This is a genomic window from Streptomyces sp. NPDC048565, assembly GCF_040650935.1.
Lineage (GTDB): Bacteria > Actinomycetota > Actinomycetes > Streptomycetales > Streptomycetaceae > Streptomyces.
The window spans coordinates 95,183-108,123 of sequence record NZ_JBEZIH010000011.1; the positions used below are offsets into that span (position 1 = coordinate 95,183).

General features: G+C 69.8%; 12 protein-coding genes and 3 pseudogenes. 6 read left to right on the plus strand and 9 right to left on the minus strand.

Annotation, left to right across the window (positions count from 1 at the left end; all coding sequences use genetic code 11):
* The first annotated feature begins 60 nt into the window (after window positions 1–60).
* The 3 genes and pseudogenes from AB0C75_RS15740 to AB0C75_RS15750 all read left to right on the plus strand — a co-directional run.
* Window positions 61–954 carry an NADP-dependent oxidoreductase gene (locus AB0C75_RS15740; protein ID WP_362891010.1) on the plus strand — a complete coding sequence of 298 codons (894 nt, stop codon included), beginning with the start codon at window positions 61–63 and terminating at the stop codon, window positions 952–954.
* 89 nt (window positions 955–1,043) lie between these two features.
* A pseudogene (locus AB0C75_RS15745) lies at window positions 1,044–1,329 on the plus strand (ABC transporter ATP-binding protein); the annotation flags it as partial.
* Between the two features lie 36 nt (window positions 1,330–1,365).
* Window positions 1,366–1,816 (plus strand): annotated as a pseudogene (locus tag AB0C75_RS15750) (chorismate-binding protein); the annotation flags it as partial.
* A gap of 58 nt (window positions 1,817–1,874) precedes the next feature.
* Here AB0C75_RS15750 and AB0C75_RS15755 read toward each other — a convergent pair.
* The 8 genes from AB0C75_RS15755 to rpmG form a co-directional block, all read right to left on the minus strand.
* The gene (locus tag AB0C75_RS15755; protein ID WP_362891012.1) at window positions 1,875–2,630 is read right to left on the minus strand and encodes a class I SAM-dependent methyltransferase; all 756 of its coding nucleotides are present in this window, start codon (window positions 2,628–2,630) and stop codon (window positions 1,875–1,877) included.
* A gap of 97 nt (window positions 2,631–2,727) precedes the next feature.
* A complete protein-coding gene (locus tag AB0C75_RS15760) occupies window positions 2,728–3,933 on the minus strand; it encodes an aminotransferase class V-fold PLP-dependent enzyme (protein ID WP_362891014.1) in 1,206 nt (401 codons plus the stop codon).
* Window positions 3,930–5,249 carry a pyridoxal-phosphate dependent enzyme gene (locus tag AB0C75_RS15765; RefSeq protein ID WP_362891016.1) on the minus strand — a complete coding sequence of 440 codons (1,320 nt, stop codon included), beginning with the start codon at window positions 5,247–5,249 and terminating at the stop codon, window positions 3,930–3,932. Before AB0C75_RS15765 ends, AB0C75_RS15760 begins: the two co-directional genes overlap by 4 nt.
* Window positions 5,239–6,720, minus strand: a complete 1,482-nt coding sequence (locus AB0C75_RS15770) for a Y4yA family PLP-dependent enzyme (protein ID WP_362891202.1) — start codon at window positions 6,718–6,720, stop codon at window positions 5,239–5,241. The genes AB0C75_RS15765 and AB0C75_RS15770 overlap by 11 nt, the downstream gene beginning before the upstream one ends.
* A gap of 150 nt (window positions 6,721–6,870) precedes the next feature.
* Window positions 6,871–7,116 (minus strand): 30S ribosomal protein S18, encoded by a 246-nt coding sequence (rpsR, locus tag AB0C75_RS15775; protein WP_362891018.1) that lies wholly within the window; start codon window positions 7,114–7,116, stop codon window positions 6,871–6,873.
* A gap of 18 nt (window positions 7,117–7,134) precedes the next feature.
* Entirely contained in the window at window positions 7,135–8,289 is a 1,155-nt protein-coding gene (locus AB0C75_RS15780) for a GTP-binding protein (protein ID WP_362891020.1), read from the minus strand.
* Window positions 8,289–8,543 carry a type B 50S ribosomal protein L31 gene (locus AB0C75_RS15785; protein ID WP_362891022.1) on the minus strand — a complete coding sequence of 85 codons (255 nt, stop codon included), beginning with the start codon at window positions 8,541–8,543 and terminating at the stop codon, window positions 8,289–8,291. Before AB0C75_RS15785 ends, AB0C75_RS15780 begins: the two co-directional genes overlap by 1 nt.
* Before the next feature lie 40 nt (window positions 8,544–8,583).
* On the minus strand, window positions 8,584–8,748 hold the full coding sequence (gene rpmG / locus AB0C75_RS15790; protein ID WP_203183923.1) for a 50S ribosomal protein L33: 165 nt from the start codon (window positions 8,746–8,748) through the stop codon (window positions 8,584–8,586).
* Window positions 8,749–8,817: 69 nt separating this feature from the next.
* Between rpmG and rpmB the strand changes: the two genes are divergently transcribed.
* Both rpmB and rpsN read left to right on the plus strand, forming a co-directional pair.
* Entirely contained in the window at window positions 8,818–9,054 is a 237-nt protein-coding gene (rpmB, locus tag AB0C75_RS15795; RefSeq protein WP_362891024.1) for a 50S ribosomal protein L28, read from the plus strand.
* Window positions 9,054–9,359 carry a 30S ribosomal protein S14 gene (gene rpsN / locus AB0C75_RS15800; protein ID WP_362891026.1) on the plus strand — a complete coding sequence of 102 codons (306 nt, stop codon included), beginning with the start codon at window positions 9,054–9,056 and terminating at the stop codon, window positions 9,357–9,359. The genes rpmB and rpsN overlap by 1 nt, the downstream gene beginning before the upstream one ends.
* An 82-nt stretch (window positions 9,360–9,441) precedes the next feature.
* Here rpsN and rpmF read toward each other — a convergent pair.
* Window positions 9,442–9,614, minus strand: a pseudogene (gene rpmF, locus AB0C75_RS15805) (50S ribosomal protein L32).
* A gap of 206 nt (window positions 9,615–9,820) precedes the next feature.
* On the opposite strand from rpmF, the gene AB0C75_RS15810 reads away from it, so the two are divergent.
* A complete protein-coding gene (locus AB0C75_RS15810) occupies window positions 9,821–12,889 on the plus strand; it encodes an endo-alpha-N-acetylgalactosaminidase family protein (RefSeq protein WP_362891028.1) in 3,069 nt (1,022 codons plus the stop codon).
* The last annotated feature ends 52 nt before the right edge of the window (window positions 12,890–12,941 follow it).

Here is a 12,941-nt window from a genome sequence, read left to right on the forward strand (position 1 = left end):
TATCAGGTACGAAGCCGTAGCTGCTTCAAAACGCTAACCGTTAGTGCTACAGTCCGCCGTATGAAAAAAGTGAGCTTCGCCGAATTCGGCGGTCCGGACGTTCTGCGGGTCTTGGACGTCGACGAGCCCCACGCGGGGCCGGGCCTGATACGCATTGCCGTGCGGGCGGCAGGTGTGAATCCCGTCGACTGGAGGATCCGTGAGGGCCAGGTCCTGGGTGCCCATCCGACGGTGCTGCCCGCCGGAGTGGGGCAGGACGCTGCCGGGGTGGTGGACGAGGTCGGCGAGGGCGTCGACGGGGTCGAGATCGGCGACCGGGTGTTCGGTGAAGGGTCCAGCACCTACGCCGAGTTCGCCGTGCTGTCGGCCTGGGCCCGTATGCCCGATGGGCTGACGTTCGAGGAGGCCGCCGGATATCCCTCCGTGGTGGAGACCGCGCTGCGCGTCATCCGTGAGGTCGGTGTGCGGCCCGGGCAGACGCTGCTGGTCAGTGGTGCGTCCGGGGGAGTCGGGTCGGCGGTGCTGCAGATCGCCCGCGAACGCGGCATCACGGTGATCGGGACCGCGGGAGCCGCGAACCAGGACTATCTGCGGAGCCTGGGTGCCCTGGCCACGACGTACGACGAGGGCTGGGCCGGCCGGGTCCGGCAGTTGGGGACGATCGACGCGGCTCTCGACCTGGCCGGCTCCGGCGTGATCCGCGAACTCGTCGAGCTGACGGGGGACCCGCGCAAGGTGGTCACCATCGCCGATCTGGACGCGCCCGCTCTCGGTGTCCGGTTCTCCGGTGCGGCCGGGAGCGTGCCGGACGCGCTCGCCGAGGCGGCCGGTCTCATCTCGCGCGGGAAGCTCCACATCCCGGTCGAGAAGTCGTACACACTCGCCGAGGCGGCGGTCGCCCACGCCGACAGCCAGGCCGGTCACACGCGCGGACGCCGGGTCGTGATCGTCTGACCCGCCGCCCGCGCGTGTGAACCAAGCCCCTGGGAGGGGCGTTTCCCGCTCCTCCCAGGGGCTTTCACGCATGGGGCAGCCCGCCTGGGCTCAAGGACGCCCCGATCCTCATCCTCGACGAGGCCACAGCCGCGCTGGACCAGGAGAACGAGGCTCTGCGGGACCGTCCGCGCGCCGGCCGCCGAGAAGGCTCTGCTGGTCATCGCCCACCGGATCGGCACCGCCGTCCACGCCGACCAGATCCTGGTCCTTCAGGGCGGCGGGATCACCGAGCGCGGCACCCACAGCGAGCTGGTCACCGCGGGCGGCACCTATGCCTCCTTCTGGGAGCAGCGCGCCCGCGCCCACGGATGGCGCCTTGAGGCGGCGTCATGAGCACCGAACACGGGAGGCATCCGAGCATGACGACAGGCGCCCCGCCTGGCCTGCGGCGAGATGGAGGCAGTCTGCCGCCGGGGCTCCGTCGTGGTCGAGGAGTTCATGGCCGTCAGGCCGCGCGGTTCGGTGCAGCACCTCGCCTCGCGCGTCACGGGCGGCTCAGGACCGGTACCGGGCCCTGGGCCGCCTTCGCTTCGCTGTTCCCGCGATCACCGCCACGGGCTCGGGGAAGCGCGCCGCCCTCGGGGCACTCGCACGGTACGAGGAGGGGCCCCGGGGCCTGTACGGCGGCGCGGTCTTCCGAGGCAGCACGGACGGTTCGCTGGACGCCGCCCTGGTCCTTCGCACCCCGCTGGACGAGGGGGACAGGGCGTGGCTCCGTGCGGGCGCCGGTGTCACTGGTCAGTCCGTGCCCGCGAAGGAGATCGAGGAGACGTGCGAGAAGCTGCGCGGCGTCGCTCCCCACCTCAGGTACGTCGGGTGAGGGCAGGGGCGGCGCGGGACTCCGCGCCGCCCCTGCCCTTTCCGGCGGCGGCCCGCCGCTACTGGCGGATGGCCACCAGGACGTAGCTGTTGCCGACCTGCCAGACGGGGCTGGCGGGTCCGAAGCCCGCCTCGGCCAGCAGCTCGACGTGCCGGCCGAGCGTGACGGCGCAGTCCGCGTGGACGAAGCCCGGCTTACGGCGCTCCGCGCACAGCTCCGTCAGCTCGGGCTCGTTCTCGACGGCGGACCACCACGTATCCCAGTCCTCGTGGTCGAAGGCGTGCCGGCGCTCGGCCCTGCGGACCCCGACGAACTCGGCGATCTCGGCGAACCCGGCTCCGTCCTGCGAGAGATGGTCCGCGTTGATCAGCACGCCGCCGGGCCGTAGCAGTGCGGTGAGCTCCGCGTAGGTGCTGCGCAGTATCCCCTCGGGGAGATAGTGGAGGGCCGTGGTGGAGACGACCGCGTCGACCGGCCCCTGGAGACCGAGCGTGTTCGTCCAGCCCTTCTCGCCGATGACGGCCTCGACGTACCGGGCGGCGTCGGGGTGACGGGCGCGGGCGAGGGCCAGCAACAGCGGGTCCATGTCGACGGCGACGATCTCGGCCCCCGGCAGACGCTCGATCAGGCGCGCGGGCAGCGACCCCGGCCCGCACCCCAGATCCAGCACACGGGGGACCGCGCGGCCGGCCGTCACATGCTCCACGACATCCGCGACCACGGTGAAGCGCTCCTCGCGATCGATCGCGTACCGCTGTTGCTGCTGCTCCCAACGGTCCACCCACAGCTGGGCCGTCGACATGCTCACGCTCATCCTGCTGTACCACCCTCTACACGCTCGGTTCCGTTCAGCGACCCCGAATCTACACTTGAAAACGATTGTCATCAGCACTCGGGCCTCTCGCCCGGCCCTACGTCAGTCCCGCGAGCACCTCCAACAACCGGTCTACCTCGTCCCGGCTGCTGTAGGCATGCAGGCTGACCCGGACGGAGCTGCGGGTCTCACCGCCCCGGCCCTGGCAGAGGCCGTCCGCCCGCACCATGAAACCGTGGCTGAAGAGGATGAACCCGAGGTCCGCCGCGTCGATGTCCCGGTGCCTGAACGTCACGATGCCGTGCCGCTGCTGCACGGACGACTGCTCCGCCAGGCTCAGTTGGCACCCCAGCACCTTGTACGGCGCCATTGTGCGCAGCCCGTCCGTCAGCCGGGCCGCAAGCCGCACGGTCCAGCGCTCGATGCGCTCGGGCCCGGCCCGGTCCAGCCAGTCCAGAGCGGCCCCCAGGCTCGCGATGCCCACGGTATTCGGCGTGCCGCTCCAGCCGAGCGGGGCGAAGGGAGCCCCGCGCTTCCCCCGGGACCAGACGGCCCCGGATCCGGGCAGTGCAAGTGCCTTGTGTCCGGAGAAGACGGCGAAGTCGACGTCCAGAGCCGTCATGGAGACGGGGAGATGGCCGACACTCTGGGCCGCGTCCATGCAGATCACCACGGAGTCGCCCACCGCCCGGCGGACCCGGTGCACGTTCATGTCGGCGCCGTAGACATGGTGGACGTGGGTGACGGCCACGAACCGCGTGCGAGGGGAGACGAGTTCCCCGAGCCGCTCCGTGTCGTAGTCCCGGGACGCGGTCTGGTAGGGCATCTCCAGGACGGTGACACGGGTGCCCTGCCGGGCCAGTGACTCGACCGCCTCCAGCCAGGGCGAGGCGTTCGCCGCGTGGTCCGCGAAGGGGACGATGATCTCGTCCCCTTCGCGGAGTTCACCGGCGAGCCAGTCCAGGGCCACCCGGCGCAGCCCCTCGGTGGTGCCGCTGACGAAATGCACCGCCGAGGTGTCCGGATCCGGGTCGTCGAGGAAGGCCTTGACCCGCCCCCTGGTCTCCTCGATCAGGCTCGTGGTCCTGTTGGCCCATGGATAGGTGCCGCGCCCCGCGTTCGCGTTGGAGGTCGTCAGGTACTCCTGGACCACGTCCAGTACCGCCTGGGGCTTCTGCGCGGTCGCCGCACTGTCCAGGTACGCCAGACCGGGATTGCCCGCGACGATCGGGAACTGTGCGCGCAGCTCGCTGCTCCAGGCATCCAGATCCTCCCCCTGCGGCTCGCGCGCCACGGGGGTCACTCGCGCACCAGCGGCGCGCCCGCGTCACGCCAGGCGATGACACCCCCGGCAAGACTGCGGACATCGGGGTGGCCCATCCGGGTCAGGAGGGCCGCGTACTTCAAGGACTTCTCGCCGACGGGACACGCGAGCAGTACCGGCTGGGACTTGCTGAAGGGCAGCCCGCCCCGCACGAGGTCCTCGAACAGCTCGTCGACGATATTGACCGACCCCGCGATATGCAGGGCGGCGAAGGCGTAGGGGCTACGCATGTCCACGACGAGGGGCTTCTCCTCGGCCATCCATTTCCGGGCCTCCGTGACGCCCACCGCGGTGGCGGCGCTCAGCTCATCGGGAGAAACCGACCCGGCCGAATTGTTCCGTGGCTGCTGCCCCAGAAGCTCCGGGCGACGCTTCCTGATGTAACTGAGATAGCTCTCGACACGGTCGCACACGATGAAGACCGCGGTCGCGGGCTCGGTGAGCTGCGGCGCTGTCTCCCGAAGGTGCCGCACCGCGCCGAAGTACGCCGCCCCGCCCGTCGGGCCCGCCAGAATTCCGCATTTCCGGACGAGCGTCATCATCCCGTCGATCGCCTCGGACGAAGTGACCTTCTCCAGGGTGTCGTAGGTGAGCGGATCGAAGATCCCGACCTCCTGTACCTCGTCGATGTTCCTGATCCCCGGAATGAAATCCGACTTGTCCGCGACGAGTCCGACCACCTGGACCTTCGGATTGTTCTCCCGTAACGCCCGCGCCACTCCGGTGGAGGAACCGGCTGTGCCGACCCCGGAGATGAACCAGTCAGGGGCGCGGCCGTCCAGGTCGGCCACGATCTCGGGCCCGGTGCCGGATTCATGGGCCTGCGGGTTGCGCGCGTTGTAGTACTGATCGGTGTGGAGGTAGGTGCTTCCCGGTTCGCCGAGGCTGCGGTGGAACAGCGTCAGAGGGTCGTTCGAGTTCGTGGGATCGAGGCATTCGCTCTGCCCCGGAAGCTCCTCGATCTCGGCCCCCAGCAGAAGCAGCAGCTCCTTGATCTCCGGAATCTTCATCCGGTTGGTGACGCTCTTGAAGCCGACCCCGTGCATTCCGGCTATCGCGGCGAGGGCCTTCGCGGTGTTCCCGCTGGACAGTTCGACGATCTGCCCGCCCTGCTCGGCCACCGAGGACAGCCCCGGCCGGACCATGTTCCAGGCGGCCCGGTCCTTCAGTGAACCGAAGGGATTGCAGAATTCGAGCTTCGCGTAGAGATCGATGTTCCGCAGACCGTGGACGTGAGGGTCGATACGCACCAGGGGCGTGTCGCCGATCGTTTCGATGATGCTGTCATACCTCATGTACGTCCCCTGCGGAATGTATGGGCCAGTACTGATCGTCGAGTCGCCACTGCCAGCCGTCGGCGTCGTGATAGACCGCCACCTTGCGGGCCAGTGGTCGTTGCTGCGCATGGTGGGCGTTGAAGTCCATGCAGTATCCGGCGGTGTTGGGAAACGCCAGAAGGTCACCGGGGGCCGGCAGGCGGGGGAGGAAGACGAGCCTGCGGGTGATGAGGTCGGATTCGAGACACAGGTTTCCATGGAGATGGACGCCGAAAGCGGAATCCACGGACGCCGTCGTCGCCTCCCGTGCCCTGTCCCGGTGCAGGACGATCGGATCCATGAGGATGCCGTGCTCCTCGAGGGCGCAGTCGTCGGCGTTCATCGCCAGGCGAATCGTGTGCGTGCCGTCCGTCTCACGCCGCGTCTCCAGCACCCGCGCCAGAGTGAGCCCGCACTGGTCCAGCAGCGCCCGGCCGGGCTCGACACAGAGGTCGTACAGGTTCTCCAGGAGCAGGGTCGCCAGCGGGAGGCCGAGTGTGGGGGCCGGGCCGCGCAGCAGCTCGTCCAGGTAGCCGGCCCCCGCGACCGGGCGATGGGAGGGGTAGAGCTCCAGGCTTCCGCGGAGGGTGCCCCCCTCGCTGCTCAGCCCGTACGAGTGATTGCGCCAGGCCAGTGCCTCGCGTCCGCCCATGGCCGCCAGGGTCAGCTGGCTGGTGTAGCGCTCCCACTGCGCCCCGTCGGCGAGGTAGCTGGTCCCGAATCCGCCACCGATGTCGATCACGCGCGGACGCATCCCCCGGGCCCGGCACGCGTCCATGGCGCGTACGCAGCCCTCCAACGCGAGGGCCTTCTCATCGAGGCTGGTGGTGTCGAGGTGGTAGGAGACGCCGACGACCTCCACCGTGTCGTGGAGCCGCTCGCAGGTGTCCAGGAGACCGTCCAGCTCCGACGCGGGGGAGCCGAATCTGCTGCGGTGGCTCAGGAACGTCACGGCGGTGCCGGAGAAGTCCGAGAGCCTCAGCAGCACACGCGCCCGGCGTAGGTCGTGGCGGCGCACCAGCGAGGCCAGTGACTCCAGTTCGGCCTGCCCCTCGATGTTGACCGTGACGCCGGTGCGTGCGGCCAGCCAGAGGAATTCGGGCTCCTTGGGTCCGGTCGCACCGATGCGGTCCGGGGTGAACCCGCAGGACAGCGCGTGCCGCAGTTCGTCGAGCGAGGCGACATCCATCGTCGCTTCGGTGGTCGCCAGCCGGCGTACCAGCGCGCTCGACCTGTTGGCCTTGTGGGCGAAACTGATCTCCCCTTCCAGATGGTGCTGGCGGTAGACGGACCGGAACCGTGCGACGTTCTCCGCGATCCGCTCCGGCACGACCACGTTGAGGGGCGAGCCGAGCCCGTCCACGAGGCCGTGCAGGAAGCGGTCGGAGGTCAGTAAGGACGTGAGGGGCGGTTCGAGCTTCGGGTCGAGGAACAAGGGGGCGGCCAACAGCGGCACTCGCCTTCATCGGGATGATTGTCATATCCATAATGTCCAGGCCGACTGACCTCTATGCCTGGCCGCTGTCCGATGTTGGAGAGCGAAGAGCGCCGGCGCGGGAGTCCGCACCGGCGCCCGTCACGCCGGCTGGTGCCGTTCGGATCACCTGCCGGTGCTGGAGCCGGAGTAGGGCAGCAGCGCCATCTCGCGTGCGTTCTTGATGGCCGCGGCGATCCGCCGTTGCTGCTGTGCGCTGATCCGGGTGACCCTGCGGCTGCGGATCTTGCCGCGGTCGGAGATGAACCTCCGCAGCAGATCGGTGTCCTTGTAATCGATGTAGGTGATCCTCGCCGCGTCGAGCGGGTTCGGCCGGGTGGCCGGCTTGCGGGGTTCCTGGCGTCGTGCCACGGGTCTTCCTTCCGGGGGTCAGTGGACCGGGTCGAGAAGTGCGTCGAACGCGGCCGGCAGGGTCTTCCACGCTGTGCGGCCCGCCGTGTACTCGTCGTCGCTCAGCAGGCAGGAATCGAGCACGGCGATCAGCCCCTCCCGGTCGAGACCGGGGGAGATGAAGACCAGGTGCTGGCAGCAGTCGCCGTTCTCCGGGTGCCAGTCCAGTGCGGCGGCCGCTCGCCGGACCGGAGGGACCAGGTCCCAGGCGGCGTCCGGCAGGGACGCGAGCCAGGGGCCGTTGTCCTCGACACAGAGCGCGCCGCCCGCCGCGTCCCACGACAGCAGGGTGTCGGGGCGGTCGGCGAGCCAGAAGCGTCCCCGGCTGCGCGCGGCCGCACAGCTCAGCTCCTCCAGCGCGTCGTACAGGCGCTCGGGGTGGAACGGGCGGTGCCTGCGCCACACGAGTGTGCTGACGCCCACTTCCTCCGCCTCCTGGGGCAGCAGGGCGCAGGCCGGATGCCGGCCGGCCCCGGCCGCCTCGACGTCGAACCCCGCGAGAGCCAGCTTCGTGAGTTCCCGTGATCCGGCCGCGGCCAGCGGCGCCGTCGGGTGCAGCTGACGGATCAGCGCGTGGTCCTCCTCGTCCGCCGCGTCGTTGTCCACGAGGGCCACCGCCGACGCGTACTCCAACTGCCGGGCCCAGGTGTCCCCGACGGTGCGCCGGTCCCTGGTCGCGGCTGCCAGACCCGCCTCGGCGAGGTCGTCGCCGTTGGTGAGGCAGGGCAGTACGAGGGTGGGGTCGACGGCCGTGACGACACCGCGCACCTGGAGCCGGCCCTCGCCGTGCGCGGCGATCAACTCGGCCATCGCTGCGGGCTCGACGGAGTCCCAGAGCTCGACGACGGCCGTCCTGGTCACTCCGTCGGCCGCCAGACGCTCCAGCTCGGGCATCAGGTCCTCGCGCAGGGCACAGCAGGCGCAGTCGTTCACCAGGGGGGCATCGCCGCTGGAGAGCACCCCTGAGATGTCCCGTACGGTCCGGTGCACCGTCCCCTTCTCCGCCGTCGCCAGGTCGTGGTGCAGCGCGACGCTGTGGGAGACATCCCTCAGCAGTCCCTCCACGACCTCGTGACGTGCATCCGCGTGCATACCGCAGACGATGACGACGGGGAGCGCGTTGTTGCTCGCCATCACCGGCCCTCACGTCGGCCGTAGCGACGCTCGAAGCGCTCCACGCGGCCCGCGGTGTCGAGGACGCGGGCGGTGCCGGTGTAGAAGGGGTGGCTCGCGGAGGAGATCTCCACGTCGACGACGGGGTAGGTGTTGCCGTCCTCCCACTCGACCGTGCGGTCGCTGGTCAGGGTGGAGCGGGTCAGGAAGGCGAAGTCGGCTGCCTTGTCGCGGAAGACGACAGGAGCGTAGGAGGGGTGGATTCCGGGCTTCATCACGGTGTCCTCGGTGTGGGGCGAGTGGGGTGGTGTGGTGTCAGCGCTCTTCGCGGAAGTCGACATGGCGACGGACCAGCGGGTCGAACTTGCGCAGCACCAGCCGGTCCGGGTTGTTCCGCCTGTTCTTGCGGGTGACGTAGGTGTAGCCCGTGCCCGCGGTGGAGCGGAGCTTGATGATCGGGCGTAGTTCGTTGCGTGCCATGCCGCTACTATATGGCAATGGTTTCCATTTTCAATATGGGGGCCGACTCGACGAGAGGCAGGGAACTCCGTGTCCGCCCACTGCCAACTGACCGGCGCACAGCCGGGCTTCGGCAATAACATCTCCCACTCGCACCGGCGCACATCGCGCCGGTTCGACCCGAACATCCAGCGCAAGCGCTACAGGCTGCCCAGTGAGGGGCGGCATGTGCGCCTGGTGCTGAGTGCCCGGGCGATCAAGGTGGTCGACAACATCGGTATCGAGGCAGCGGTCGCCCGCATCCGGGCGCGGGGAGTGAAGGTCTGATGGCCAAGAAGAGCAAGATCGCGCAGAACGAGAAGCGCAAGGTGATCGTCGAGCGGTACGCCGCGCGGCGCGCGGAGCTGAAGGAGATCATCCGTCGGCCGGGCGTCGCGGAGGCCGAGCGGGCCGCCGCGGTCGGGGAGCTGCGCCGCCAGCCGCGCGACGCCAGCGCGACCCGGGTGCGGAACAGGGACAGCGTGGACGGCCGTCCGCGCGGTCACCTGCGGAAGTTCGGGCTGTCGCGGGTGCGGATGCGCGAACAGGCGCATGCCGGATTCCTGCCCGGAGTGACCAAGTCCTCCTGGTGACGCCTCGGCATCGATGACGTCGAACATCTGAACCCCGTCGACCGGCGTCCGGTCGACGGGGTTCACCCGGGTGCGGGGAAGGTCAGCCCTCGGGGTGCAGGAGTGTCCGCGCTCGTAGGCCTTCACCAGTCGCTGCGGCACCTGGTGGACGGCGCCGTCGATCGTGACGGGTACCAGCTGTGGCGTCGTGGCCTTCCATCGGGCGCGGCGGTGACGGGTGTTGCTGCGGGACATCTTCCGCTTCGGGACTGCCATGGGAACCACCTCTGTCGTCGGGGGCGAAACGCTACCTGAAAACGATAGTCGCTACCAAGTGGGTCACGGCGGGGCCTCCGGAGGGCCGACGGGGCAGGCCCTGACGCGTTAGTCCAACACCCGCTCCTCCTTTGTCCATGGGCGCGTTCACCTCCGGCCACGCATCTTGGCGTGCAGGGAAGCCGTCCAGCGTCAGGAGAGCGAGCATGCACGCACAAGACCCCGGACCGAGCCGCAGGAGCGTGGTGGCCGCCACCGCGCTGGCGGGGGCCGGACTGGCCCTCGCGGGCCCCGGCACCGCGCTCGCGGCGCAGCGGGAGACCGTGTTGCGCTCCCATGACCTCGAAGTGCGCGTCGATCCCGACTTCCCGCGCATCATCTCGTACACCGACCGCGCCGCCGGCGCCGTACTCCACGGGCAGGAGGACCCGGTCACCTCCGTGCTGATCGACGGGACCGACCGCACCCCGCGGGTGACCTCGCGCTCCGCCCGTGACAGGGCGACGTACACCCTCGCCTTCGACGGCGGCACCGAGATCCGGGCCGAGATCCGTGTCACCGGCCGCCGGGTCGAATGGCGGATCACCAGGATCACCGACACCGCCACTCTGCGCGTCGGCACACTCCAGATCCCGTCGCTGGCGTTCCTTTCGGTACGCAGCGATCAGCCGGGCGCCGCGCTCCTCGCCGCACGGATCGACCTCGACAAGGACGGCAGCGGCGACACCCTGGTCGAGGTCACGCCCGACACCGCGCCCGACGCCGCGCCGACGGGCTGCGCGTACGCCGTGCTCGCCCACGACGGTCTTGGCGGCGCGCTGGAGACCAACACCACGTACGACAAGCCCGACAGTGTGCCCGGTGTCACCTGGGAGAACGGGCGGCTGTGGCATCAGACCGTCGGCAGGGACGGCTACGTCAAGGCGCAGCTCGCCTGCGGGCAGTGGACGCACCGTGCGGCGACCGCGTCCCTGGACGCCACCGAGCCGCTCCCGTACGCCACCGTGATCATCACCGGCGACCGCAACGGCGACGGGGCGGTGGACTGGCAGGACGCCGCCATCGCCTTCCGCGACATCATGGTCGACCCGCTGGGCGCGAACGAGCAGCACCTGCGGGTGGTCCCGCACATCCCGTTCAACTTCGCCAGCCAGGCCACCAATCCGTTCCTCGTGACGCTCGACAACGTCAAACGGATCTCCCTGGCGACGGACGGCCTGCGCCAGTACACGCTCCTCAAGGGCTACCAGTCGGAAGGACACGACTCGGCCCACCCGGACTACGCGGGCAACCACAACGAACGTGCGGGCGGTCTGAAGGACCTCAACACGCTCGTACGCGAGGGACGCAGATGGGGCAGCGACTTCGGCGTCCATGTGAACGCCACCGAGTCCTACCCGGTCGCGAACGCGTTCTCCGAGACCCTCGTCGACAAGAGCGACGAACAGTGGGACTGGCTCGACCAGAGCTACCGCATCGATCCCCGCCGCGACCTCGTGTCCGGTGACATCATCAAGCGGTTCAAGGACCTCAGGGACGAGACGGACCCCGCACTGAACACGCTCTACATCGACGTGTTCCGCGAGTCCGGCTGGAACTCCGACCGGCTCCAGCGGGCCCTGCGCGACCAGGGATGGCAGGTCACCACCGAGTGGAGCCACGGACTCGAACGCTCCTCCCTGTGGTCCCACTGGGCCACCGAGACCGACTACGGTGCCGACACGTCCCGGGGCATCAACTCCCGGCTGATCCGCTTCATCCGCAACCACCAGAAGGACGTCTTCGCCGACAAGTGGCCGACGCTCCTCGGCATACCGCGCACCGGCAACTTCGAGGGCTGGGTCAACAAGACCGACTGGAACACCTTCTACCAGCAGATCTGGACCGACAGCCTGCCGGCCAAATACCTCCAGGCGTACCCCGTCAGCACCTGGGGCGACCACGCGATCACCTTCTCCGGCCCGACGAAGACGTCCGTGGACGACACCGACGGCACCCGCCGCATCACCACGGACGGGCGCCTCGTGTACGAAGGGGGGCGCTATCTGCTGCCCTGGGAGCCGCGCGAGGCGACCGACCCGGACCGGCTCTACCACTACAACCCGACGGGCGGCAGCAGCACCTGGCAGCTGCCGCGCGGCTGGGCCGGCCGGTCGAAGGTCGCCGTCCACCGGCTCACCGACCAGGGACGTGAATACGTCGGTGCGGTGGCCGTACGCTCGGGCAGCGTCACCATCGAGGCCGAGGCGAAGCAGCCGTACGTCGTCCACCGGACCCGGATGCCCGCGAACCCGGACCCGGACTGGGGACAGGCGACACCGCTCCACGACCCCGGCTTCAACTCAGGGTCCCTGGACGGCTGGAACGTCAGCGGCCCGGCGTCGGTCGAGTTGAGCGACCTCGGCGACTACGAACTGGTCGTCGGCGCCGGCGCGGCTGCCGCCGTCGGCCAGCGGCTCGCCCGCATCGCGCCGGGCACCTACGCCGCCTCCGTGCAGGTGGAGGTGGGCCGTGAGGCGGGCGAGCGACGGCGGGCCGCGCTCACCGTCCGTACCGCCGACGGAACCACCACCGAGAACTGGACGGACACCTCCACCGCCGTCAACCTCGTCGCGGCGGACAGGAAGCACGACACCCGCTTCCAGCGCATGTTCACCTACTTCACCGTGCCCGACGGCGCGGGCCCCGTGGACCTCACCCTGCGGGCCGAGGCGGGGGACGCCAGGGTCCGCTTCGACAACGTACGGATCGTCGCCGCGCAGCGCACCACCAAGGCCGGAGCCGTGGCCTTCGAGGACTTCCAGCACGTGCCCCAGGGCTGGGGCGTGTTCGTCAAGGGCGACGCCGGCGGCTCGACGGACCCGCGCACCCACATCGCGCAGCGGCACGCCCTGTTCACCCAGCGCGGCTGGAACGGCAAGGCGATCGACGACGTGGTCGACGGCACCCAGTCGCTCAAGTCACGCGGGGAGAACAGCGGTCTCGTCCACCGCACCGTGCAGCACACCGTCCGCTTCGAGGCGGGCAAGCGCTATCGGGTCTCCTTCCGGTACGAGAACGAGAAGGCCGGACAGTACGCGTGGATCACCGGGGTCGACGCGCCGGCATCCCGTGAACTCGACCGCAGGGACCTTCCCGTCGCCACCTCACCGGCCGTGCTGAGTTACGAATTCACCGCGCCCGCCGAGGGCGAGACCTGGGTCGGCCTGCGCAGGACCGGCGACGACGGGACGGCGGAGTTCGTCCTCGACTCCTTCGAAGTGCGCGAGGCATGACGGCCTTGTGAGGCCATGAGCGGCGCCCTGGGGGCCGGTCCAGCGGGACCGG

Coding starts and splice junctions, on each gene's coding strand:
- rpsN (WP_362891026.1), top strand. CDS start 9,054: ATGGCCAAGAAGAGCAAGATCGCGCAGAACGAGAAGCGCAAGGTGATC.
- AB0C75_RS15785 (WP_362891022.1), bottom strand. CDS start 8,543: ATGAAGCCCGGAATCCACCCCTCCTACGCTCCTGTCGTCTTCCGCGAC.
- AB0C75_RS15810 (WP_362891028.1), top strand. CDS start 9,821: ATGCACGCACAAGACCCCGGACCGAGCCGCAGGAGCGTGGTGGCCGCC.
- AB0C75_RS15755 (WP_362891012.1), bottom strand. CDS start 2,630: ATGAGCGTGAGCATGTCGACGGCCCAGCTGTGGGTGGACCGTTGGGAG.
- AB0C75_RS15765 (WP_362891016.1), bottom strand. CDS start 5,249: ATGAGGTATGACAGCATCATCGAAACGATCGGCGACACGCCCCTGGTG.
- AB0C75_RS15740 (WP_362891010.1), top strand. CDS start 61: ATGAAAAAAGTGAGCTTCGCCGAATTCGGCGGTCCGGACGTTCTGCGG.
- rpmG (WP_203183923.1), bottom strand. CDS start 8,748: ATGGCACGCAACGAACTACGCCCGATCATCAAGCTCCGCTCCACCGCG.
- AB0C75_RS15780 (WP_362891020.1), bottom strand. CDS start 8,289: ATGGCGAGCAACAACGCGCTCCCCGTCGTCATCGTCTGCGGTATGCAC.